Consider the following 22401-nt stretch of genomic DNA (forward strand, 5'->3'; position numbering starts at 1 on the left):
TGATTTGCACCCTATTTCACTATTTCGACATGCCCCCGCGCGGCATGCGCGACTGTCCGACCGGCACTCAGGCGATCAGCAGATCTTCTCGCCAGGCGATCTTCACGCGCGTTTCGCGCTCGGATGCGTCGCGCACCGTCCGACGATTCACGCCGATCAGCGGCACGAACAGCAGTTCATCGCCGACGTAAAGCAATGGCACGTCGCGCTTCCATGCGGGAATGCCGCGCTCCTGAAACAGGTTCTTCAGCGTGCGGCTCGACGTGTTCGACGCACCGACGCGCATGCGCTCGCCGCCGCGGCGCGCCCGCACGCTTAGAGAAGCACGTTGCAGGACGCTGACGGGAACGGTATCCAATGCTTCGCCGCGTGGCGCTTCGTGCAATGCGTCGGCGACGTCGGAAGCAGCGGCTGCATCCACCACCGCGAACACGAACGTGCCGCGCCATTGCGGCAGATGCCAGACCTCTTGCCCCTGCCACGCGAGTTCGCTGATCTCACGCTCGACGAGCGCGGTTTCGTCGGCGGGCTCGCTGCTGTCGCCGGCCTCCCAGTACACGAGGCCGCGATAACTGCGCAACGCATGCCCCGCATGATCGATACGCAGACGATGTCCGTCCTGTCCCGCACCGACTTCGCGCAACTGCCGCAGCGCATCCGCGACACGTGCGCTCGATGCCGCGACGAAGCCGAGCGTGCGCATCCAGTAGCGCAGCAGATTCAGCGCGCGATCGTCGTCGAGAGCGAGCAGCGCGTCGTGCGCGAGCGCGCGTCCTTCATCGGACGCCGCGCTCTCCATGTCCGCGCGCGCGAGCGTATCGAGCAAGCGCTGCGCGGACGCCGCATGCGCGGCCGTGCGCGCGAGCGCATCGCGAAAGCCCGGAAAGTGCACCGCGAGCACCGGCATCACCTGATGACGCAATGCGTTGCGCGCGTAACGCGTGTCCGTGTTCGATTCGTCGTCGATCCAGCGCAGCTTGCGCGCGCTCGCATAATGTTCGAGTTGCGCGCGCAGCAAATGCAAAAGCGGCCGCATACGTGTCGTCGACGCACCCGTCGGCAGTGAGCCGGGCGCCATCGCCGCGAGCCCCGCGAGACCCGCGCCGCGCAGCAGTTGCAGCAGCACGGTCTCGGCCTGATCGTCCGCATGCTGCGCGAGCCATAGCGTGCTGATTCCGTGCGTTGCGCACATCGCGTCGAGCGCGCGATAACGCGCGTCGCGTGCCGCAGCCTCGATGCTCACGCCCGGCGCGCGCGAAACGTCCACGCGTCGCGCGTCGAATTCCACGCCACGTTCGCGCGCGAATGCCTCGCAATGCGCGAGCCACGCATCGGCATTTGGACTCAAACCGTGATGCACATGCAGAGCGACACAACGCGATGCGCCGGCGACGCGCACCGCCGCATCGAGCAGCACGCTCGAATCGACGCCGCCGCTGAATGCGAGCGCAATCCGCGCGTTCGGATCGAGCCCGGACAGCGCCGCGCCGAGCGCCTCGGTCACGAGGCGCTCGGCGGATGAGTCGGCGGTGGTGGTCACGTCGTTAGCGCGGCAAGCGCCGGTGGACGATGAAGACAGGTCAACGCGCGGGCTTATGCGCCCGGCGTCGTTTCCTTGAATTTGCCGTACGCCATCAGCCGTTCGAAACGGCGTTCGCGCAGGTCGTTGATGCTCATGCCCTGGAACTGGCGCAGCGAATCGGCGAGCGCGCGGCGCAGCATCGCGGCCATGCCCTTCGGATCGCGGTGCGCACCACCGAGCGGCTCGTTGACGATCTTGTCGATCAAACCGAGCGCCTTCAGACGATGCGCGGTCAAGCCGAGCGCTTCCGCTGCTTCCGGCGCCTTCGCGGCGCTCTTCCACAGAATCGACGCGCAACCCTCCGGCGAAATCACCGAGTAGGTCGAGAACTGCAGCATCAGCACGCTATCGCCCACTGCGATCGCGAGCGCGCCGCCCGAGCCGCCCTCGCCGATGATCGTCGCGATCAGCGGCGTCTTCAGCTCGGCCATCACGTACAGATTGCGGCCGATCGCTTCGGACTGGCCGCGCTCTTCCGCGCCGATGCCGGGGTACGCGCCCGGCGTGTCGATGAACGTGAAGATCGGCAGGCCAAACTTCTCGGCGAGGCGCATCAGACGCTCGGCCTTACGATAGCCTTCCGGACGCGGCATGCCGAAGTTGCGCAGCGCGCGCTCCTTGGTGTCGCGGCCCTTCTGATGACCGATCACCATGCACGCCTGGCCGTTGAACCGCGCGAGACCGCCGACGATCGACAGATCGTCCGCGAAGCTGCGGTCGCCATGCAGTTCATGGAAGTCGGTGAACAGTTCGCTCACGTAGTCGAACGTGTACGGACGCTGCGGATGACGGGCGATTTGCGAAACCTGCCAAGGTGTGAGGTTCGCATACAGATCTTTGGTGAGCTGCTGGCTCTTCTTGGACAGCCGCTCGATCTCTTCCGAAATATCGACGGCCGAGTCGTCCTGCACGAAGCGCAATTCTTCGATCTTCGCTTCGAGTTCAGCGATCGGCTGTTCGAAATCCAGAAACGTGGTCTTCATTGGTTGTAATCCTTGGACTTACCGGGCAGCGCGTATTCTAACCGCGCGAGCCGATGTCAAAACCATTTCTCAACTATCGACATGATATACACGATAGTCTTTGAAACGGCTTCGCCTCCTGTTCTTCTTCAGTAGTCGACCGGCAACGGATCGAGACTACGCCACATGTACCAGGTCGCCACGGTGCGCCACGGCTCCCAGTTCGCGGCAACCTCGCGCGCTTCACTGCGCGTGACGGGTTCGCCGCTGAAATAGTTGACGCTGATCGCGCGGATCAGGCCGAGGTCGTCGAGCGGCAGCACGTCGGGACGCGACAGGTTGAAGATCAGGAACATCTCCGCGGTCCAGCGGCCGATGCCGCGAATCTGCGTGAGTTCGGCGATCACCGACTCGTCGTCCATCGATGTCCATTTGCCGACGTGCAATGCGCCCGACACGAAATGCCGCGCGAGATCGAGCACGTACTCGGCCTTGCGTTTCGACAGACCGCACGCGGTCAGCTTCTCGAGACCGAGCTTGATGAACTGCTGCGGCACGAGCTTCGGACACGCGGCTTCGACCTTCGCCCACACCGCCTGCGCCGACGCGACCGAAATCTGCTGGCCGACCACCGAGCGCGCAAGCGTGACGAACGGATCGCCACGACTCAGAAGATGCACGGGGCCGAACTTCGGAATCAGCTTTTTCAGAATGCGATCGCGCTTGACGAGGTCCGCACACGCCTTATCCCAATACGCGGGACGCGTGACTTCAGGCGCGAGGCCGCCGATCTGCACCGGCACCGCGACTTCGTTCGCGAGCGATGCGACACCGGCCGCTTCGCCGCCGGCGCTGACCGTGCTCGCCGAGGCGGCCGACATACGTGTCTTGCGCACGACTTCGCCTGCGTTCGTATCGCGTGCGAGTTCCTGCACGTCGCCGGCGAGCTCGGCCGGCACCGCGCCATTGCCCTTCGCCCGCGACGCCGTTTTCGCGCGCTTCGCAACCGGCGCGTGCGCGGCTTCAGTGCCCGCGCCGCCGGCGCCATTGAGCGAGCGTTTGGCCGCGCTCTTCTTTGCCGCGGCCGAGCCGGCTTTCGCCGCCCCGCCCGCTATCGATGACGCTTTGTCTACCGCGCCATCGCCCGCGCGAGTCGACGCACGCGTCGACTTGGCTGCGGTAGCCGATGCTGCGGCTGCCGCACTGGTTTGAGACGCCGCGCGTTTAGCCGGCGTCTTCGTGGCCGTTGCCATCCTGCCTCCTGCCTGGCGAGTCGTTCAGAGGGAAGTACGAGGTGCGCTCACACGCGCCGCCACTCGGTCAACCCGCCGGGTTTGTCTTCGAGGGCAACGCCGGCCTCGAGCAATTCAGCCCGGATCCGGTCTGCTGCCGCATAGTCTTTTGCCTGCTTGGCGGCGATGCGCGCGGCGATCTTCGCTTCGATCGCGGCGGGCTCGAGCGCGCCTTCGGCTGCAGCACCCGCTGCCTGCTGCAGGTATGTACGCGGTTCGCGTCCGAGCAACCCGAGCACCGCGCCAAGCGCGCGCAATTGACGGGCCAGCGCGGGCTCGCGCGTGCGATTCACTTCAGTGGCCAGTTCGAACAGCACCGACACGGCCACCGGCGTGTTGAAGTCGTCGTTCATCGCTGCCTGGAAACGCTGCGCGTACGCTTCGTTCCAGTCGAGCGCGGCACTATCGGGTGACACGTCTTTCAACGCCGTGTACAAACGCGCGAGTGCATTGCGCGCGTCGTCGATATGCACGTCGCTGTAGTTCAGCGGCGAGCGGTAATGCGCGCGCGCGATGAAGAAACGCACCACCTCTGCATCGTACTGCGCGAGCACTTCGCGAATCGTAAAAAAATTGTTCAACGACTTCGACATCTTCTCATTGTCGATCTGTACGTAGCCGTTGTGCATCCAATAATTGACGAATGTTTGTCCGGTCGCGGCCTCGCTTTGCGCGATCTCGTTTTCGTGGTGCGGAAACTGCAGATCCTGGCCGCCACCGTGAATGTCGAACTGTTCGCCGAGCAGCGTGCAGCCCATTGCCGAGCACTCGATGTGCCAGCCGGGACGACCGCGCCCGTACTTCGAATCCCAGCCGGTGTCGGCCGGTTCATCGGGCTTCGCCTGCTTCCACAGCACGAAGTCGAGCGGGTCCTGTTTAGCGTCGTTGGCCGCGACGCGTTCGCCCGCACGCAGGTCTTCGAGCGACTTGCCCGACAGCTTGCCGTAGCCTGCGAATTTGCGTACCGCGTAATTGACGTCGCCGTCGCTCGCCTGATAGGCGTAGCCGTTTTTCTCGAGCGCCTCGATCATGCCGAGCATCTGCGGAATGAAGTCGGTCGCGCGCGGCTCGATGTCCGGACGCTCGATGCCGAGCGCGTCCGCGTCTTCATGCAGCGCGGCGATGAAGCGATCAGTCAGCGATTTGATAGTTTCACCGTTCTCGACTGCACGCTTGATTATCTTGTCGTCGATATCGGTAATATTGCGCACGTAGGTCACGTTGTACCCAAGCGCGCGCAACCAGCGCTGCACGATGTCGAACACGACCATCACCCGCGCATGACCGACGTGACAATAGTCGTACACGGTCATCCCGCAGACGTACATCCGCACGACGCCTTCGCGCAGCGGCACGAAAGTCTGTTTGTCACGCGCGAGCGTGTTGTAGATGCGCAGAGATTCCATAGAGAGCGGTGCGTGGGCCGAAAGAAGTCCGCATTGTGCTTCATGCGCGCCGCGACCCGCGAAACCAACAGGACAACGGGTGCGTCGCATACAGCTTAAACCGGCGCACCTCGTGCGGCGATCAGGCTGCAGACGATACTGCGAACCGGGCGGAGACGGCCACGAGTGGCGAAAAGACAGTCGGCGGTTCGACGGAACGCGCAGACCTTTTGTTAGAATGGCTCGGAGTATAACATCCTGACCTGAGCCTATGAAACACTCCAGCGGCCGCGCGCGCAGCGCTGCGACCCTCGCCGCGACTGCGTTTGGCGACGTTGTTGGCGGCATTACTTTCGAAGCTGCGCGCGCCCTCGCGTGGCGTATCACCGTCGTTGCCGCGCTAGCCGCGGTGCCGGCTGCGAGCGCTTTTGCGCAGAAGGCGGCGGTGATGCCGCAAGGTCCCGCCGTGCGCGACAACACGCCGGAAATCGACGCGTCGATCGCGCAGAAAAACTGGCAAGCCGCGCTGACCCAACTCGATGCGCGCGTCGCCGCAAACCCGCGCGACGCACAAGCTAAATTCAAACGCGCAAACGTGCTCGTGCATCTGAATCGCGACGACGAAGCGATCACTGCGTTCACCGAACTCACGCAGTTGTATCCCGAGTTGCCCGAGCCGTACAACAACCTCGCCACGCTCTTCGCAAGACAAGGGCGCCTGACCGAAGCGCGCGCAGCGCTCGAAATGGCCACCCAGGTCAATCCGAACTACGGGCTCGCGTTCGAGAACCTCGGCGACCTCTATCTGCGCCTCGCCGATGCCGCGTACCGTCGCGCGGAAAGCCTCGGCAAGGCTAGCCCGAGGACCGCGCAGCGTCTCGCGGACATCCAGAAGGTCGTGTCGCCGGCTGCGCCCGCTGCCGCGGCGTCGCAGCCCGCCGCCGAACAGACCACCGGGCCCGCCGCGCACCCCACGTCGAACATCACTGAGAGCCCGAGCTTCCAGTTCGGCGGCCCGAACGGCTCGCTCGCCATGCCGCCGTACATGGCGCCGTCGCGCTGAGCGTCGGGCTCGTTGCTTGCCGCACGTTTTCTCCAACCCCGAGGATTTTCATGAAATGGTTGATGTTGGCGCTCGGCAGCGCCGCCCTGATCGCAAACGCACCCGCCTTTGCACAGTCCGGTTCGCAGGCCGCTCATCCTTCCGTGCTGTTGAAGACGTCGGAGGGCGACATCCGCGTCGAGCTGTATCCCGAGAAGGCGCCAAAGACGGTCGCGAATTTTCTCGACTACGTGAAGGCCGGCCAATATAGCGGCACGATCTTTCATCGCGTGATTCCGGGCTTCATGATTCAGGGCGGCGGCTATACGCAGAGCTTCGCCGAGAAGCCGACGCGCGCGCCGATCCCGCTCGAGAGCCGCAACGGTCTGAAGAACACCGCGGGCACGATCGCGATGGCACGCACCAGCGACCCGAATTCCGCCACCGCGCAGTTCTTCATCAACACGGTGGACAATGCCAATCTCGACTACCCGAATCCGGACGGCAACGGCTACGCGGTGTTCGGCAAGGTCACGAGCGGCATGGACGTCGTGAAGCGCATCGAAGCCACGCCCACCACCACGCGCGGCCCGATGAGCGATGTGCCGCAGAAACCGGTCGTGATCCAGTCGGCGACGATGGTGAGCAAGTAACGACGAACCAGCGGGCGCACGAGCAAGCGAATCCGCGCGGCCGAAGCCCGGCCCCAACCAACGCCCCGGCGCGGCCTGTCGTCAGCGCATGACGACGCGACGCGCCTTTTATCCACCTGTTCATCAAAGGATTCCATCATGGTTGAACTGCATACGAACCACGGCGTCATCAAACTCGAGCTGAACGCCGAAAAGGCGCCGAAGTCGGTCGAGAACTTCCTGAACTACGTGAAGGCCGGCCACTACGACAACACGGTGTTTCACCGCGTGATCGACGGCTTCATGATCCAGGGCGGCGGCTTCGAACCCGGCATGAAGCAGAAGCCGACGGCCGAGCCGATCACCAACGAGGCAAACAACGGTCTGAAGAACGAGAACGGCTCGATCGCAATGGCGCGCACCAACGATCCCCATTCGGCGACCGCGCAATTCTTCATCAACGTGAACGACAACGACTTCCTGAACCACTCGTCGCCGACGCCGCAAGGCTGGGGCTACGCGGTGTTCGGCAAGGTCGTCGAAGGCATGGACGTGGTCGAGAAGATCAAGAAGGTCAAGACCGGCTCGAAGGGCTTCCATCAGGACGTGCCGGTCGATGACGTCGTGATCGAAAAGGCTGTCGTCGTCGGCTAAGCCGTGAGTGAGTCGCGCCCCATGCGGGCGTCGACTCGTTTGAACTGAAATCAGGCACCTTCAATGCTGCAAGAGACGCCGCTGCGAAGCATCGCCGCGGGCGTGCCAGGCGAGGGCCCACGCCCGCACGCTGCGCGCCCTTTTTTCTTCCTCTCCGATCTACATCTGAGCGAGGCGATTCCGCGCACGGTCGCCGCGTTCGAGCACTTCATCCGCGTGAACGCGGAAGCGGCCGACTCGGTTTTCATCCTCGGCGACCTGTTCGAATACTGGGTCGGCGACGACATGCTGAGCGAGCCGTTCGTCGCCCGTATTGCCGCATTGCTGCACACGCTGTCCGAGCGCGGCATCGCGCTCTACATCATGCACGGCAATCGCGACTTTCTGCTTGGCAAGCGCTTCATGAAAGCGGCCGGCGCGATCTGGCTCCCCGATCCATTCGTGATCACCGCGTTCGGCACGCGCATTGCGCTCGCCCACGGCGATGGTCTGTGCACCGCGGATCGCGGCTATCAGTTGTTCAGGTGTTTCGCGCGCAATCGACTCGCGCAGACACTGTTTCTCGCGTGGCCGTTTCGGTGGCGTCGCAAGCTCGCCGAGAATATGCGCTCGAAGAGCGAGCACGGCCGCACGCGGCCGATGTCGGTCAAGTATGACGTGACCCCGCGAGGCGTCGCCGCGCTGTTCAGGAAATCGAAGAGCGCGACGATCATTCACGGGCATACACATCTGCCCGCGCGGCATCGCGAACCGGGCGGCACGCGTTGGGTTCTGCCGGACTGGGATCTCGATCACGGCGAGCGCCGTGGCGGCTATCTGAAGATCGATGTCGACGGGATTCGGGCGTTGCCGCTGGATTGACCTGGTAAGTACGGCATGCGCTTCGCGCTGTCGAAGCGCCGATACCTAGCGCTCCGCCGCCACCCCTTCCACCTTCCCCGCGATCGCCGCCGATAGGCGCCGCAGATCGAGCAACGCCGCATCCGCGCCTTGCAGCCCTTCGAGGCTCGTGCCGAGCCGCTCGAGCGCATCGACGATTTCATCGATGCGCCGCGCCTGGGTAGCCGCATGATCGATCAGACCGTGAATCGCGAGCGACACCGGATCGTCGGCATTGGGCGTGATGCCGTAGGCGCAGAACGCGCTGATTTCGCTGCCACGCTTCGCGTCACGCGCGGCGTTGTCCGCATTCGTGTTCGCACCCGTGGCGCCGTTCGCGTCCGCGGCGAGCGACGCCGGCACGATGATCCGCGCCGGATTGCCGACCGCCGTGCCACGCGCCGGTACCGGCTTCGTCACCACCGCGTTCGAGCCGATCTTCGCGTCCGCGCCGATCGTGAATCCGCCGAGCACCTTCGCGCCCGCACCGACGATCACACCACGCTCGAGCGTCGGATGCCGCTTCGCGCCGCGCGTGAGCGACGTGCCACCGAGCGTCACGCCCTGGTAGATCGTGCAGTCGTCGCCGATCTGCGCGGTCTCGCCGATCACGACGCCCATGCCGTGATCGATGAACACGCGCCGCCCGACGGTCGCGCCCGGATGGATCTCGATCCCGGTCATGAAGCGCGCCATCTGCGACACGAAACGCGCGAGCCAACGGCGCTTCGCGCGCCAGCACGCGTGCGCGATCCGATGCAGCACGAGCGCGTGCAGCCCCGGATAACACGTGAGCACTTCCCATGCGCTGCGGGCGGCGGGATCGCGCTCGCGGATCGTGGCGATGTCTTCGCGAAGTCTCGTAAACATGGCTGGGACTGTGTTGTTTTGGGGGAAAGGAAAAACCGTCTGCGTGAGCGGGTCCGCGCGCTTAGCGCTCGCGCGGGCCTGTGCATTTCGCGCCACGCGTGACGGCATGCCTGCCGCTTAGCACGGCGGCAGCTTTGCTTCTAACGTTTCGTGGATTGTAGGGCGATTGCGCGAAACCTGCCGGAAGTCCCCGTCACCTGCAAGGTTGTCGTCAGATGAACGCGGCGCAACAGGTGCGCCGCGACGGGCTCGTCAACGAGCGTCAGCCGGTCCGCCCGGTCTTGAGCAGGATGTGCTTGGCGATGCCGCGCACGATGTTGACCTCTTCGCGCTCGAGGCCCGAGCGCGCGAAGAGCCGCCGCAGCCGTGACATCAGCTTCTTCGGATTGGCCGGATCGAGAAACTCGAGCGCGATCAGCGCGCTTTCCAGATGCGCGAACATGCTCTCGATCTCGTCGCTCGCTGCCATCTGCGCGCGCGTACCGGCGGATTCGGCCGGCGCTACGCGTGCCCCTGCGGCGGGCGCACCGTCGGTCGCTTCATCGGCGCCGAGATACGCGGTGCGCAGCTCGTAGGCGAGCACCTGCACCGCCTGCGCGAGATTGAGCGAGCTGTAGGCCGGATTGGCCGGAATATGCGCGATGGCGCTGCATCGCTCGACGTCCTCGTTCGACAAGCCCGTGCGCTCGTTGCCGAACACCAGCGCGATCTCGCCGTGCATCGCCTCTGCGTGCGCGGCGGCGGCAGCCGCACGCGGCGTCCATTGCGGCGGTCCATATTCGCGCAGCCGCGCGGTCAGCGCGATCGACCAGTGCACGCCGGTCAGCGCATCGGCAAGCGACGGCACCACGTGCACGGAGGCGAGCACGTCGTCCGCGCCGCTCGCCATCGCGATCGCTTCGGGATCGTTCTGCACGTTCGGCACGCGCGGCGACACGAGCACGAGCCGCGAAAAGCCCATGGTTTTCAGCGCGCGCGCCGCGGCGCCGACATTGCCCGGATGGCTGGGCTCGACCAGCACGAAACGCGTCGACGTGAAGCCGCCGCGCAAATCGGCCACGGCGGGGTCGGAGGAATGGTGGGTGTGATCCACGATGAAACTCGGCTGGCTAGAACTCAAGACGCGTATGGTAGCGCCAACGGGCGCCCGTGCGGCACATCCGCTCCACGTTAGCGAGCACCTGCGCGAGGGCGGCCGGACTCAGGTAAAATACCGCTCTTCGCGTCCGGCGCCGACGTTTGCTGAAGCCTTCGTCGAACCAGCCGCACCGTTCTTATTCAATTCGTCTCCGTCGACGGAAGGCGCTCCGGCTGGATAGCCGGCTGCCGTTCCGTGCTGTTTTTGCGTCGTTGCGGCGCCCGTCAGCGCAGGTTTCGCGCTTATTTACCGGCCGGCAGCCGTGCTGCCCCGGCACAAGGATCAGTTTATGCATCCCATGCTCAATATCGCTGTGAAGGCCGCGCGCCGCGCAGCTCAGATCATCAACCGCGCATCGCTCGATCTCGACCTGATTCAGGTCAGCAAAAAGCAGCACAACGATTTCGTCACGGAGGTCGACAAAGCGTCCGAAGCGGCGATCATCGAAACGTTGAAGACCGCCTATCCCGATCACGCCATCCTCGCCGAAGAATCGGGCAAGTCGAACGACGATTCCGAATACCAGTGGATCATCGATCCGCTCGACGGCACCACCAACTTCATCCACGGCTTCCCGTACTACTGCGTGTCGATCGCGCTCGCGCACAAGGGCATCGTCACGCAAGCCGTCGTCTACGATCCGACCCGCAACGATCTGTTCACCGCATCGCGTGGCCGTGGCGCGTTCCTCAACGATCGCCGCATCCGCGTCGCCAAGCGTGACCGCCTCGCCGACTGCCTGATCGGCACCGGCTTCCCGTTCCGCCAGTCCGACAGCCTCGAATCGTACGGCCGTCAGTTCGCCGAGATGACGCAAGCTTGCGCGGGCTTGCGCCGTCCGGGCGCCGCCGCGCTTGATCTGGCCAACGTCGCGGCCGGCCACATGGACGGCTTCTTCGAGCAGGGCCTGAACGCATGGGACGTCGCGGCGGGCAGCCTGCTGATCACCGAAGCCGGCGGTCTGGTCGGCAACTACACCGGGGATTCGGATTTCCTGCACGTCGGCGAAGTCGTCGCGGGCAACCCGAAGGTCTACGCGCAGATGATCCCGATCCTGTCGCGCTACAGCCGCACGCGTCAGCAGTCGGCGTAAGGTGCACCGCCGTGGCCGGTCCGCGGCCACGCATAACGGTTGTGCGGAAAAGCGGCTTCAGCCGCTTTTTTGTTGGCGGCGCTGCGGCGTGCCGGAGCGTCGCGCCAAAAAAAAAGCCGCGGTGACTCGGGACGGGACTCGGCCGGGACCGTTCTGTGCTCCCTACCGCTTTGACCCTGTCCGACTTTCACCCCGGGCGCAGCCTCCAACCGGCCCCATGAAAAAAGGCTTCCATACGATCATCGCGGCGCAGTTCATTTCGTCGCTGGCCGACAATGCGCTGTTGATCGCAGCCATCGCGCTGCTTTCCGTGATGCGCTCCGCCGCGTGGGTTACGCCGCTCTTGCAGATCTTCTTCACGATCTCGTACGTGCTGCTCGCGCCCTTTGTCGGCGCGTTCGCCGATTCGATGCAAAAGCGCCACGTGATGTTCATCTCCAACGCGTTGAAGGCGAGCGGTTGTCTGATGATGATCCTCGGCGTTCATCCGATGATCGCCTACGGCGTGGTCGGCTTCGGCGCGGCCGCGTATTCGCCCGCCAAGTACGGCATCCTCACGGAGCTGCTGCCCGCCGAAAAGCTCGTGCGCGCGAACGCGTGGCTCGAATCGGCGACGGTGCTGTCGACGATCGTCGGCACGATGCTCGGTGGTGCGCTGATCAGCACCGTCGTCGAGCATTTCGTCAAGCGCGTGCATATGCCGCTGATGCACTCCGCCGCCGATCTCGCGATGGCCGCAGTCATGCTTACCTACGCGATCGCCGCCGCGATCAATATCTTCATTCCGGATACCGGCGCGCGCTATCCGAACCGGCTGACCGAGCCGAGCAAGCTGCTCGGCGATTTCCATCACTGCTTCCGCGTGCTGTGGGCCGACAAGCTCGCGCAGATCGCGCTGTGGGTGACCACGCTGATGTGGGGCGCCGCGGTGACGATGCAGCTGCTGGTGCTCAAATGGGCGAACGTGAACCTTGGGCTGTCGTTGTCGAAAGCCGCGGTGATGCAGGGCGTGACCGGCATCGGCATCGCGATCGGCGCGGCGGGTGCGGCCGCGCTGATTCCGTTGCGACACTCGCTGAAGGTTTTGCCGGTCGGCGTGCTCACAGGTGCGGTGGCGATCGCGATGGCCTTCTACAACAAGGACCTGTTCCCGCCGGGCGCGGGCCTGCGCTTCGGCACGCACGTCGCGCCCTACTACATTCTGCTGGCCTATCCGCTGATGATCGTGCTCGGCGGGCTGTCGGGCTTTTTCATCGTGCCGATGAACGCGGTCCTGCAGCATCGCGGCGCGACGCTGCTTTCGGCCGGTCACTCGATCGCCGTGCAGAATTTCAACCAGAACCTCGCGGTGCTACTGATGCTCGGCGTGTACGCGCTGCTGCTCACGGCAAAGATGCCCGCGCAGTGGATCATCGTCGTGTTCGGCAGCTTCATCACGCTGCTGATGTGGCTCGCGAAACGCCGCAGCGCCACGAACGAACGCAGAGTGGACATGCGGGCGATGATCGAGGAATGAACGCATCCGGCTCCCGGGTTGGGCATCCTCCGTTCGGCCAGGGTCCCCTCATCGCGCCGGCGGGTTAAACTCACGCCCTGAGCATCTACCGCAAGAAGACACGAAGGATGGGCATTCAAACCGCAGCGGCCAACGACGTCGCACAACACACGCCCATGATGCAGCAGTACCTGCGCATCAAGGCGGAGCATCCGGGCACGCTGGTGTTCTACCGGATGGGCGACTTCTACGAACTCTTTTTCGACGACGCGGAAAAAGCCGCGCGTCTGCTCGACCTGACGCTCACGCAGCGCGGCGCATCGGCAGGCAATCCGATCAAGATGGCCGGCGTGCCGCATCACTCGGTCGAACAATATCTGGCCAAGCTCGTGAAGCTCGGCGAATCGGTCGCGATCTGCGAACAGATCGGCGACCCGGCCACCTCGAAAGGCCCGGTCGAGCGCAAGGTCATGCGCGTGGTCACGCCCGGCACGCTGACCGACGCCGCGCTGCTGTCCGACAAGAGCGACGTCTATCTGCTCGCGCTGTGCGTCGCGCACAATCGCCGCGGCGTCGCGACGAGCGTCGGTCTCGCGTGGCTCAATCTCGCGAGCGGTGCGCTGCGCCTCGCCGAAGTCGCGCCCGATCAGGTCGCCGCCGCGCTGGAGCGCATCCGTCCCGCGGAAATTCTGGTCGCCGATGCCGCCGCCGACTCGACCAGCTGGACACCGCCTGTCAATGCCAGCGCGCTCAAGCGCGTGCCGGCCTGGCACTTCGATATCACGTCGGGCACGAAGCGCCTGTGCGATCAGCTCGAAGTCGCGAGCCTCGACGGCTTCGGCGCGCATTCGCTCGGCTGCGCGTGCGGCGCGGCCGGCGCGTTGCTGCTGTATGCGGCGTCTACGCAAGGCCAGCAGCTGCGTCACGTGCGCAGCCTGAAGGTCGAATCCGAATCCGAATACATCGGCCTCGATCCGGCCACGCGCCGCAACCTCGAACTCACGGAGACACTGCGCGGCACCGAATCGCCAACGCTGTGCTCGCTGCTCGACACCTGCTGCACGACAATGGGCAGCCGCCTGCTGCGTCACTGGCTGCATCATCCGCCGCGCGATTCGGCGGTGGCGCAAACACGCCAGCAGGCGATCGGCGCGTTGCTCGACGCACCGCCAAACGCCGATCTCGATACGTTGCGCAGCGCATTGCGGCAGATTTCCGACATCGAACGGATCACCGGACGTCTCGCGTTGCTGTCGGCGCGACCGCGCGATCTGTCGAGCCTGCGCGATACCTTCATCGCGCTGCCTGCTTTGCGCGCGCAGCTCGCGGCGGTGGCAGCGAACGCGGATTCGCTCACGCGCATCGACGCGGCGCTCGAACCGCCGCACGCGTGCGTCGATTTGCTGAAGCTCGCGGTCGCGCAGGAGCCGGCCGCGATGGTGCGCGATGGCGGCGTCATCGCGCGTGGCTATGACGCCGAGCTCGACGAACTGCGCGATATTTCGGAGAACTGCGGACAGTTCCTGATCGATCTCGAAACACGCGAACGCGCACGCACCGGCATCAACAACCTGCGCGTCGAGTACAACAAGGTGCATGGCTTCTATATCGAAGTCACGCGCGGCCAGACCGACAAGGTGCCCGACGACTATCGCCGTCGGCAGACGCTGAAGAACGCCGAGCGCTACATCACGCCCGAGCTGAAGACCTTCGAGGATAAAGCACTGTCCGCTCAGGAACGCGCGCTCGCGCGCGAACGCGCGCTGTACGACGCGTTGCTGCAAGCGTTGCTGCCGTTCATTCCCGACTGTCAGCGCGTCGCGCTCGCGCTTGCCGAACTCGATCTGCTGGCCGCCTTCGGCGAACGCGCTCGCGCGCTCGACTGGGTTGCGCCGACGTTCTCGGCGAACGCCGGCATCGACATCGAGCAGGGGCGGCATCCGGTGGTCGAGGCGCAGGTGGAGCAGTTCATCGCCAACGATTGCACGCTCGCGACCGAGCGCAAGCTGCTGTTGATCACCGGTCCGAACATGGGCGGTAAGTCGACTTTCATGCGCCAGACCGCGTTGATCGCGCTGCTTGCATATGTTGGCAGCTACGTGCCGGCGCGGCGCGCGGCCTTCGGACCGATCGACCGTATCTTCACGCGCATCGGCGCGGCCGACGACCTCGCCGGCGGCCGCTCGACCTTCATGGTCGAGATGACCGAAGCCGCCGCGATCCTCAACGACGCAACGCCGCAAAGCCTCGTGCTGATGGACGAGATCGGCCGCGGCACATCGACGTTCGACGGCCTCGCGCTCGCGTGGGCGATCGCGCGTCACCTGCTATCCCACAACGGCTGCTACACGCTGTTTGCGACGCACTATTTCGAGCTGACGCAACTGCCCGCGGAGTTTCCGCACGCAGCCAACGTGCATCTTTCGGCGGTCGAGCATGGGCACGGCATCGTGTTCCTGCATGCTGTCAACGAAGGACCGGCCAATCAGAGCTACGGTCTGCAGGTCGCGCAACTCGCCGGCGTCCCCAACGCGGTGATTCGCGCGGCGCGCAAGCATCTCGCGCATCTGGAACAGCAATCGGCCGCGCAGCCCGCGCCGCAACTCGATCTGTTTGCGACGCAGCCTGCCATGCTCGCCGAAGATGCGGACGACGACCTCGAGGCGGCGAGCGACGCAACGCCTGCGTCGCCCGCGATGCTGACGCTCGTCGAGCGTCTGCGCGGCATCGATCCGAACGATCTGCGGCCGCGCGAAGCGCTCGATCTGCTGTACGAACTGCATGAACTGGCCGTCGCGCCGGATGCGGGCCACTGACATGCGCAGACGCCTGCCGCGCCCGCGGGGGATTCGCGCGGCGCTGCGTCACGTGCTCGCACCGGCAGGCGGCATCGTCGTGCTCGCAATGGTGTGCGCATGGGGCGCGCCGGCGCACGCCGAGGCCTCGCGCTTCGGGTTCGCGGTGATTTCCGGCACGATGCACAGCCCCGCCGACGAAGCCGCCACGCAACGGTTGCTCGATGCGATCGGCCGCGAGCGCGACGTGCGCTTCATCGTCTACGACGGCAATCTGAAGGGCCCGAAGGAAGTGTGTCGCGACGCGTTGTTCGAGCGCCGTCAGGCCTTGCTCGACAGCTCGCGCACTGCCCTCTTCTTTATCCCCGGCCAGCATGACTGGGCCGATTGCGGCACGGCGGAAGCCGGTGGCTTCGATCCAGTCGAACGGCTCGACCAATTGCGTCAAACGCTGTTCGCCGATCCGGCCTCGATGGGACAGAACCCGATCGCGTTGACACGCGAGAGCGAGGTATCGCGCTTCCGTCCATTTCGCGAAAACGTGCGCTGGGTGGTCAACGAAAAAGCGAATACCAAAGGCGGCGACGTCGTCTTCATCGGTTTGAACGCGCCGGGTCCGAACAATCACTTCCTGAGCGCGGGCGGCCGCAACGGCGAGTTCGAAGATCGCGTGATCGCCAATGCATTCTGGCTCGAGCACGCGGCCGAATACGCGAAGCGCCGCGACGCGCGCGCGATGGTCGTATTCATTCAGGGTGATTTCGACCCGGAGCGCTATGAGCGACCCGAACGGTTCGCCTGGCTGCACTTTGCGCACAGTCCGCGCCGCGACGGCTTTCTCGAATTCAAGCGCAGTCTGGTCAAGCTCGCGCAGATTTTCCCCGGACCCGTGGTCGTCGTGCATGCAGACGACGAACGGCAGGCCGGAGCTTTCGTCATCGATCAGCCGCTACGCAACGACAAGGGGATGGTCGTGACGAACCTCACGCGCATTGCGCTCGCGCCGCGTGATCGTCTCAACCAATGGATTCAGATAGAAGCGGACTTCGCCGCTAAGCCGCCGTTCAGAGTCAGCGTGCGCGACGTGCCGAAGCAGATGCCGCTGCCCACCACGCCGCCGGTCTTGCCACCCGTATCGCCGCGTGACGAATCCGGCGCGTCGATGCCGGCTGCGCCGGAGATGCCGAATGTGGAAGGGTTCGGGCCGGGGTCGGAATTGCCGCCCGTATTGCAGACACCTGGAGAGTCGCAGGACCAGCAGCCGCACATCCCGTCCGACCAGGGCGGCGGCGACTACGGCCCCGCGATCTCGATGCCGCCGGGGTCGATACTGCCAGCCTCGCCAGCGTTGCCGGCGTCGGTGCCGCCTGCCCCCGCGACGACACCGCGCACGCCCGCAAGCTCAGTGCAGGGTCGGTTTTGAGTTGTCTTCTTCGTCCTCGTCTTCGTCGTCGTCGAGGACTTCGAGGCCGTCCGCGCCATGCGCGTGTTCGTGCTGGATTTCGTCTTCAGTTGCCGGACGCACGTCCTTGACGGTCAACGCGAAACGCAGCGCCATGCCGGCGAGCGGATGGTTGCCGTCGAGCACGACCTTGTCTTCGGCGACGTCGGTCACCACGTAGACCAGCGCATCGATTTCCTCGTCGCCATCTTCCGGGGTGCCTTCGAACTGCATGCCGACTTCGAGAGGTTCCGGGAAGCGATCGCGCGGCTCGATCTTCACAAGCTCGGGATCGTATTCGCCGAACGCGTCTTGCGGTTCGAGCTGGATCTGGGTTTCGAAGCCAGCCTCGTGGCCGTCGAGCTCTTCCTCGATCTTGGGGAACGTGCCATCATAGCCGCCGTGAAGATAGACCATCGGCTCTTCGCTTTCCTCGATCAGATTGCCTTGCGCATCCGACAGCTTGTACGCGACCGACACGACGGTGTTCTTTGCGATTTTCATTCGATTCTCCAGAATACAACTCACATTATACGATGCCCAGGCGGCCCACTCACCTCCCGGTCGATGCACGTTCGGCAAGCAATTCGCCGTCTGCTGCAAAGCCGGCCACGCAGCCCATTCTTCCGCCCTCGCCCGACATTCCGACCGCACTGCTCGGCCATCTGAGCCCCTCGCAATTCATGCGCCGCTATTGGCAGAAAAAGCCATTGCTGATCCGTCAGGCGATTCCGGACGTCGAAGCGCCTCTGTCGCGCGACGAGTTGTTCGAGCTGGCCGATCAGGACGACGTCGAAGCGCGCCTGATCACGCACTTCCGCAACAAATGGCAGCTGGAGCACGGCCCGTTTGCGCCCGACGAACTGCCGTCCGTCAAACAGCGCGCGTGGACACTGCTCGTGCAGGGCGTGGACCTGCATGACGATCGCGCCCGCGCGTTGCTCGACCGTTTCCGCTTCGTGCCGGACGCGCGTCTCGACGACCTGATGATTTCGTATGCGACCGATGGCGGCGGCGTCGGTCCGCACTTCGATTCCTACGATGTGTTTCTTTTGCAAGTAAAAGGCAAGCGCCGCTGGCGTATTAGCGCGCAAAAAGACCTGACGCTGCAGCCCGGCTTGCCGTTGAAAGTTTTACAGCACTTCGAAGACGACGAGGAGTGGGTGCTCGAGCCCGGCGACATGTTGTATCTGCCGCCGCACATCGCGCACGACGGCATCGCCGAGGGCGAATGCATGACCTGTTCGATCGGTTTTCGCGCACCGTCGGAAAGAGAACTGACTGCGCAGTTTTTGTACCACCTGGCCGAGCGCGGAGAGGCCACAGGGAAGGCCAGCGCCCTCTACCGCGATCCGCTGCAGCCCGCCGTCGAGCGGCCGGCCGAGCTGCCCACGGCGCTGGTGGAACGGGTGGGCGCGATGCTTGCTAGAGTGCGATGGAATGAGCAGGACATTGCGTCGTTCCTCGGTACGTATCTCAGCGAACCGAAGCCGAGTGTCGTCTTTGATCCGCCGCAACGGCCGCTCAACGAAGCCCGTTTCATCGGCGTCGCATCGAAATCCGGTCTACGGCTCGATCGCAAGACCAACCTGTTGTATGAACGTCGTTTTTTCTTCGTAAATGGAGAAGAAATGACGTGGAACGGTGCGAAAAGATGGCTGTTTGATCTCGCGAATCAGAGGTCCATGAGTGCGAAACGCTTTGTAACACTATCGCACGATTCATCTGTGACATCCCTGCTACACGAGTGGTATCGTGCGGGCTGGATACAGGTGGGCGAGCTTGCGTAACTCTGCCCACGTGCTATACCGTACAGTGAAATTTTGTATGAGAAAGACAACGTATTGACCCCGGATTTATCGACTGTCAGTACGAAAGTGCATATAATTTCCGCCCAAGCCGTAGGGAAGATTCCAGCTCTCGAAAGAGCATCTCCACCAGCGGCCCAGGTCGGTGTTGGAGCACATTACCGGTTTTATTTTGCGCTGTTGCTTACCTTTAAACCATAAAAGGACGTGATCATGAAGAAATCCCTCCTCGTAGCATCCCTGTTGGCAGCTGTGGCACTCGCTGCATGCAATAAGAGCGAACAAGCCGCTGCTCCGTCAGATGCTGCGTCCGCGCCTGCTGCCGCGTCCCCGGCAGAAGCAGCATCGCCGGCAGTCGCAGCATCCCCGGCAGAAGCAGCATCGCCCGCAGAAGCAGCATCCCCGGCTGAAGCAGCATCGCCGGCAGTCGCAGCATCGCCGGCTGCAGGCGCAAGCCAGTAAGCTGCGCTTGCTCGACGTTGCGACGGCTCCCGTCGCAGCTAACGTCGATGCGGGAGGCTGCTCGAACCGGCAGCCCCTGGCAAGCAGCATTAAAAAAGCCACGAATGCAAATTCGTGGCTTTTTTGTTTGCGATGCACCGCGCACGCGGCACACGACGTTGGGTCGCTGCGTCACCTGAGCGCAGCAACCGATCAAGACATTCAACGGCGTTCGACCGGTTCCTCGAAGAACTCCCGGACCACCTCTATCTCGCGGGTGCGTTTGAAGGGCGGCAGACTCTGCCAGATACGGCGGCCATACGGTTTATCGACGAGACGCGTATCGCAGATCATCAGCACGCCACGATCCGTCTCCGCGCGAATCAGCCGGCCCGCGCCCTGCTTCAGCGTGATCACGGCTTGCGGCAGCTGATGCACGGCGAACGGACTCAAGCCCTTCTTCGTCAGTGCGTCGAGCCGCGCGGCCAGCACGGGATCGTCTGGCGGCGCAAACGGCAGCTTGTCGATCACGACCAGCGACAGCGCGTCGCCGCGCACGTCCACGCCTTCCCAGAAGCTCTGACTGCCGACCAGAATCGCATTGCCGTACGCGCGAAAGCGATCGAGCAGTTCGGTGCGGCTCGCATCGCCCTGGACCAGCAGCGGATAGTCCCAGCCGCGCGACTCGATCGCGTCGCGCAGCTTCGCCGAGATACGGTCCACCGCGCGTAGCGTCGTGCACAGCATGAAGACGCCGCCACCCGATGCTTCGATCGCGGGCAATGCCGCATCGAACACGGCATCGGTGAACATCGGCGACGACGGCTGCGGCAGATTGCGCGGCACGTACAGAAGCGCTTGCGACGGATAGTCGAACGGGCTCGGCAAGGTCATCGAGCGCTTCGAGTTCAAGCCCATCTGCGCCGCGTAATGCGTGAAGTCGCCCCGCACCGACAGCGTCGCCGATGTGAAGATCCACGCGCGCGGCACGCCGGCGCGCTGCTTCGCGAAAATCGGTGCGACCGACAACGGCGTTTCGTGCAACTGCACCGTGTGCGAGAACACCTCGATCCAGCGGACCTTTTCGTTCGGATCGGTGCGCTCGGCACCTGCGTCCCCTTCGCGTGTCGCAACCGCGTCGCGTTCCGCGCTCGTGGGCGGCGTGGTCCAGCCGCTGAGCAGGTCCTGCAGCTCGCGCGCGCGACGCAGACACGCGCCCAGCGATTCGGCTCGCTCAGCCTGCCCCGCCAGCGCCGAGGCCAATGCGTCGAGCTCGGCTTCGAGCGTGTCGAGCGCGGGGAATAGCGGATGATCGTCGGGCAACTGGCCGATCGACAGACGCACCGTGTCTTCCTTGAACGCGAGCCGCACGTCGCGCGCGGCGCGCTCGAGCGTCGCGCCGAGCTTGACCCAATCGAGCGCATCGCGTGCGTGACCGAGCCCTTCGGCCACCGAATCGCGCGCGAGCTCCAGGAACTGCGCGGTCGATAGCGTTTCGCCGAAAAACAGCGTGGCGGTTTCGGGCAGTTGGTGCGCTTCGTCGAAGATGACCGTGTTCGCAGTCGGCAGCAACTCCGCCATGCCAGTATCGCGCAGCATGATGTCGGCGAAAAACAGATGGTGGTTGACCACCACGATATCGGCCTGCTGCGCTTCGCGGCGCGCCTGCATCACGAAGCAGTCCTTGTAGTGCGGACACTCCTGGCCGAGACAGTTGTCGCGCGTCGAGGTGACCATCGACCACACTTGCGCGGTCTCCGGCACGCTCGCCAGTTCGGCCTTGTCGCCGGTGCGCGTGATCTTCGCGAAGCGCACGATGTCCTGCAGATACGAGGTTTCCTGGCGCGACGGCAGACGGCCGTTGTCCGCGGTGCGTTGCAGGTAGTAATGGCACAGATAGTTCGCGCGGCCCTTCAGCATCGCGACCGACACCGGCACCGCGAGCGCGTCGCGCACGGTCGGAATGTCGCGCTGGAACAGCTGATCCTGCAGATGCTTGGTGCCGGTCGAGACGATCACCTTGCCGCCCCACAGCATGGCCGGCACGAGGTACGCATAGGTCTTGCCGGTGCCGGTTCCGGCTTCGACGATCAGCGTGTTCTCACCCGCTTCGACACCGTCGGCTTCGACGTTGGTTTCGGTCGACTCAGAGGCGGCCTCAGCGCCGGTCTGCTGCAGGCGCCGTGCCGGGCGCTTCTGCGCCTCGAACATCACGGGCTCGGGCATCGCGCGACCCGACGCCTCCATCGCCGCGGCAACCGCGCGCGCCATTTCGATCTGCGACGCACGGGGCCGATAACCGTCGATCTGCCGCGCGAGCAGACCGTTGTCGGCGAAGATGTCGTCGAGCTCGCTCGCGCGGCGCCGACTCAGCGACACGCCTGGCACCGGTGCTGCCGCACGCGGCGAGGGCGTGCCCGAAGCAGATGCGTTGTCCGGCGCGGCCCGGGATGAAGTGTGATGCGATGAATTCAAGGCAAGCGTTCCTGCTAAGTCCGGCTCGCGCGCTGCGCGCCCCAGCACCTGCCAGGCCGCGAACTCAGGCGCGCGCGTCCGGTTCGAGCTGCAATTGCAGCAAGATGATGGTGTCCTTGACTTTGAGTTTGCGCTTTTTCAGGCGCTGCAACTCGAAGTCGTCGATGCCGGGTTCATCCGACATCCGGTCGATCAACCGGTCAAGTCCACTATGCTCCGATTCCAGTTGCAGAATGCGGTCGCGAAGTGTGTTTGCGTCGATGACGTGATGACGATCGCGCATGCTCGCCTCCTCTGGTCGGCGGCACCAGCCGCGTGCGCGCGGTCCGATGCCTGAGGTTGCTGTCCGGCTCAAAACGCATTACGGCGACTACGGCGGCCGTGGCCACGACCGCCACGGCTCACTCTACGGCACTG

19 protein-coding genes are annotated in these 22401 nt (G+C 64.5%); 10 read left to right on the forward strand and 9 right to left on the reverse strand.

From position 1 onward, the window contains the following. Positions 1 to 67 precede the first annotated feature (67 nt). The 4 genes from tilS to cysS all read right to left on the reverse strand — a co-directional run bounded on the left by tilS (position 68) and on the right by cysS (position 5242). Positions 68 to 1540, reverse strand: coding sequence for a tRNA lysidine(34) synthetase TilS (gene tilS, locus AB3X86_RS05030; protein ID WP_368595138.1), 1473 nt, complete (start codon positions 1538 to 1540; stop codon positions 68 to 70). A gap of 53 nt (positions 1541 to 1593) precedes the next feature. Next, positions 1594 to 2565, reverse strand: a complete 972-nt coding sequence (locus AB3X86_RS05035; protein ID WP_062129671.1) for an acetyl-CoA carboxylase carboxyltransferase subunit alpha — start codon at positions 2563 to 2565, stop codon at positions 1594 to 1596. Between the two features lie 128 nt (positions 2566 to 2693). Further along, positions 2694 to 3797, reverse strand: coding sequence for a DNA-3-methyladenine glycosylase (locus tag AB3X86_RS05040; protein ID WP_368595139.1), 1104 nt, complete (start codon positions 3795 to 3797; stop codon positions 2694 to 2696). A gap of 47 nt (positions 3798 to 3844) precedes the next feature. Then, complete coding sequence (cysS, locus tag AB3X86_RS05045) at positions 3845 to 5242, reverse strand: cysteine--tRNA ligase (protein ID WP_368595140.1); 1398 nt, start codon at positions 5240 to 5242, stop codon at positions 3845 to 3847. Between the two features lie 250 nt (positions 5243 to 5492). On the opposite strand from cysS, the gene AB3X86_RS05050 reads away from it, so the two are divergent. From AB3X86_RS05050 to AB3X86_RS05065, 4 genes are all read left to right on the forward strand, one after another. Then, the gene (locus AB3X86_RS05050) at positions 5493 to 6284 is read left to right on the forward strand and encodes a tetratricopeptide repeat protein (protein ID WP_368595141.1); all 792 of its coding nucleotides are present in this window, start codon (positions 5493 to 5495) and stop codon (positions 6282 to 6284) included. Between the two features lie 50 nt (positions 6285 to 6334). Beyond that, positions 6335 to 6916, forward strand: a complete 582-nt coding sequence (locus AB3X86_RS05055) for a peptidylprolyl isomerase (RefSeq protein ID WP_368595142.1) — start codon at positions 6335 to 6337, stop codon at positions 6914 to 6916. Between the two features lie 138 nt (positions 6917 to 7054). Further along, positions 7055 to 7549, forward strand: a complete 495-nt coding sequence (locus AB3X86_RS05060) for a peptidylprolyl isomerase (protein ID WP_013089755.1) — start codon at positions 7055 to 7057, stop codon at positions 7547 to 7549. 63 nt (positions 7550 to 7612) lie between these two features. Then, a complete protein-coding gene (locus tag AB3X86_RS05065) occupies positions 7613 to 8410 on the forward strand; it encodes a UDP-2,3-diacylglucosamine diphosphatase (protein WP_368595143.1) in 798 nt (265 codons plus the stop codon). Between the two features lie 45 nt (positions 8411 to 8455). On the opposite strand, the gene cysE is transcribed toward AB3X86_RS05065, so the two are convergent. Further along, the gene (cysE, locus tag AB3X86_RS05070; RefSeq protein ID WP_368595144.1) at positions 8456 to 9298 is read right to left on the reverse strand and encodes a serine O-acetyltransferase; all 843 of its coding nucleotides are present in this window, start codon (positions 9296 to 9298) and stop codon (positions 8456 to 8458) included. Between the two features lie 262 nt (positions 9299 to 9560). Beyond that, positions 9561 to 10391 carry an RNA methyltransferase gene (locus AB3X86_RS05075; protein ID WP_176125682.1) on the reverse strand — a complete coding sequence of 277 codons (831 nt, stop codon included), beginning with the start codon at positions 10389 to 10391 and terminating at the stop codon, positions 9561 to 9563. A gap of 334 nt (positions 10392 to 10725) precedes the next feature. Here AB3X86_RS05075 and AB3X86_RS05080 point away from each other — a divergent pair, with 334 nt between their 5' ends. The 4 genes from AB3X86_RS05080 (at position 10726) to AB3X86_RS05095 (ending at position 17242) form a co-directional block, all read left to right on the forward strand. Further along, positions 10726 to 11529, forward strand: a complete 804-nt coding sequence (locus AB3X86_RS05080; protein ID WP_368595145.1) for an inositol monophosphatase family protein — start codon at positions 10726 to 10728, stop codon at positions 11527 to 11529. 217 nt (positions 11530 to 11746) lie between these two features. Beyond that, positions 11747 to 13045 carry a lysophospholipid transporter LplT gene (gene lplT, locus AB3X86_RS05085; RefSeq protein ID WP_368595146.1) on the forward strand — a complete coding sequence of 433 codons (1299 nt, stop codon included), beginning with the start codon at positions 11747 to 11749 and terminating at the stop codon, positions 13043 to 13045. 107 nt (positions 13046 to 13152) lie between these two features. Continuing rightward, a complete protein-coding gene (gene mutS, locus AB3X86_RS05090; RefSeq protein ID WP_368595147.1) occupies positions 13153 to 15840 on the forward strand; it encodes a DNA mismatch repair protein MutS in 2688 nt (895 codons plus the stop codon). Next, complete coding sequence (locus AB3X86_RS05095; protein ID WP_368595148.1) at positions 15806 to 17242, forward strand: hypothetical protein; 1437 nt, start codon at positions 15806 to 15808, stop codon at positions 17240 to 17242. Before mutS ends, AB3X86_RS05095 begins: the two co-directional genes overlap by 35 nt. Here the strand turns inward: AB3X86_RS05095 and AB3X86_RS05100 are convergent. Beyond that, the gene (locus AB3X86_RS05100) at positions 17222 to 17764 is read right to left on the reverse strand and encodes a peptidylprolyl isomerase (protein WP_129959440.1); all 543 of its coding nucleotides are present in this window, start codon (positions 17762 to 17764) and stop codon (positions 17222 to 17224) included. The two genes, AB3X86_RS05095 and AB3X86_RS05100, sit on opposite strands and share 21 nt — an antisense overlap. Before the next feature lie 32 nt (positions 17765 to 17796). On the opposite strand from AB3X86_RS05100, the gene AB3X86_RS05105 reads away from it, so the two are divergent. Next, positions 17797 to 19050 carry a cupin domain-containing protein gene (locus tag AB3X86_RS05105; protein WP_368595149.1) on the forward strand — a complete coding sequence of 418 codons (1254 nt, stop codon included), beginning with the start codon at positions 17797 to 17799 and terminating at the stop codon, positions 19048 to 19050. A 231-nt stretch (positions 19051 to 19281) separates the two neighbouring features. Beyond that, complete coding sequence (locus AB3X86_RS05110; RefSeq protein ID WP_035491217.1) at positions 19282 to 19530, forward strand: hypothetical protein; 249 nt, start codon at positions 19282 to 19284, stop codon at positions 19528 to 19530. Between the two features lie 201 nt (positions 19531 to 19731). Here AB3X86_RS05110 and AB3X86_RS05115 read toward each other — a convergent pair whose 3' ends face one another. Next, on the reverse strand, positions 19732 to 21984 hold the full coding sequence (locus tag AB3X86_RS05115; RefSeq protein WP_368595150.1) for an ATP-dependent DNA helicase: 2253 nt from the start codon (positions 21982 to 21984) through the stop codon (positions 19732 to 19734). A gap of 64 nt (positions 21985 to 22048) precedes the next feature. Next, complete coding sequence (locus AB3X86_RS05120) at positions 22049 to 22267, reverse strand: DUF465 domain-containing protein (RefSeq protein ID WP_013089766.1); 219 nt, start codon at positions 22265 to 22267, stop codon at positions 22049 to 22051. Positions 22268 to 22401 lie beyond the last annotated feature (134 nt).

Origin of the sequence: Paraburkholderia sp. BR14374, from assembly GCF_040948685.1 — a bacterium.
Classification (GTDB): Bacteria; Pseudomonadota; Gammaproteobacteria; order Burkholderiales; family Burkholderiaceae; genus Paraburkholderia; species Paraburkholderia youngii.

Bases quoted from the DNA above. Each gene is read 5' to 3' on its own strand.
- cysE (WP_368595144.1), bottom strand. From the start codon at position 9,298: ATGTTTACGAGACTTCGCGAAGACATCGCCACGATCCGCGAGCGCGAT.
- AB3X86_RS05040 (WP_368595139.1), bottom strand. From the start codon at position 3,797: ATGGCAACGGCCACGAAGACGCCGGCTAAACGCGCGGCGTCTCAAACC.
- AB3X86_RS05110 (WP_035491217.1), top strand. From the start codon at position 19,282: ATGAAGAAATCCCTCCTCGTAGCATCCCTGTTGGCAGCTGTGGCACTC.
- AB3X86_RS05080 (WP_368595145.1), top strand. From the start codon at position 10,726: ATGCATCCCATGCTCAATATCGCTGTGAAGGCCGCGCGCCGCGCAGCT.
- AB3X86_RS05120 (WP_013089766.1), bottom strand. From the start codon at position 22,267: ATGCGCGATCGTCATCACGTCATCGACGCAAACACACTTCGCGACCGC.
- lplT (WP_368595146.1), top strand. From the start codon at position 11,747: ATGAAAAAAGGCTTCCATACGATCATCGCGGCGCAGTTCATTTCGTCG.
- AB3X86_RS05050 (WP_368595141.1), top strand. From the start codon at position 5,493: ATGAAACACTCCAGCGGCCGCGCGCGCAGCGCTGCGACCCTCGCCGCG.
- AB3X86_RS05035 (WP_062129671.1), bottom strand. From the start codon at position 2,565: ATGAAGACCACGTTTCTGGATTTCGAACAGCCGATCGCTGAACTCGAA.
- mutS (WP_368595147.1), top strand. From the start codon at position 13,153: ATGGGCATTCAAACCGCAGCGGCCAACGACGTCGCACAACACACGCCC.
- cysS (WP_368595140.1), bottom strand. From the start codon at position 5,242: ATGGAATCTCTGCGCATCTACAACACGCTCGCGCGTGACAAACAGACT.
- AB3X86_RS05100 (WP_129959440.1), bottom strand. From the start codon at position 17,764: ATGAAAATCGCAAAGAACACCGTCGTGTCGGTCGCGTACAAGCTGTCG.
- AB3X86_RS05105 (WP_368595149.1), top strand. From the start codon at position 17,797: ATGCCCAGGCGGCCCACTCACCTCCCGGTCGATGCACGTTCGGCAAGC.
- AB3X86_RS05055 (WP_368595142.1), top strand. From the start codon at position 6,335: ATGAAATGGTTGATGTTGGCGCTCGGCAGCGCCGCCCTGATCGCAAAC.
- AB3X86_RS05095 (WP_368595148.1), top strand. From the start codon at position 15,806: ATGAACTGGCCGTCGCGCCGGATGCGGGCCACTGACATGCGCAGACGC.
- AB3X86_RS05065 (WP_368595143.1), top strand. From the start codon at position 7,613: ATGCTGCAAGAGACGCCGCTGCGAAGCATCGCCGCGGGCGTGCCAGGC.
- AB3X86_RS05060 (WP_013089755.1), top strand. From the start codon at position 7,055: ATGGTTGAACTGCATACGAACCACGGCGTCATCAAACTCGAGCTGAAC.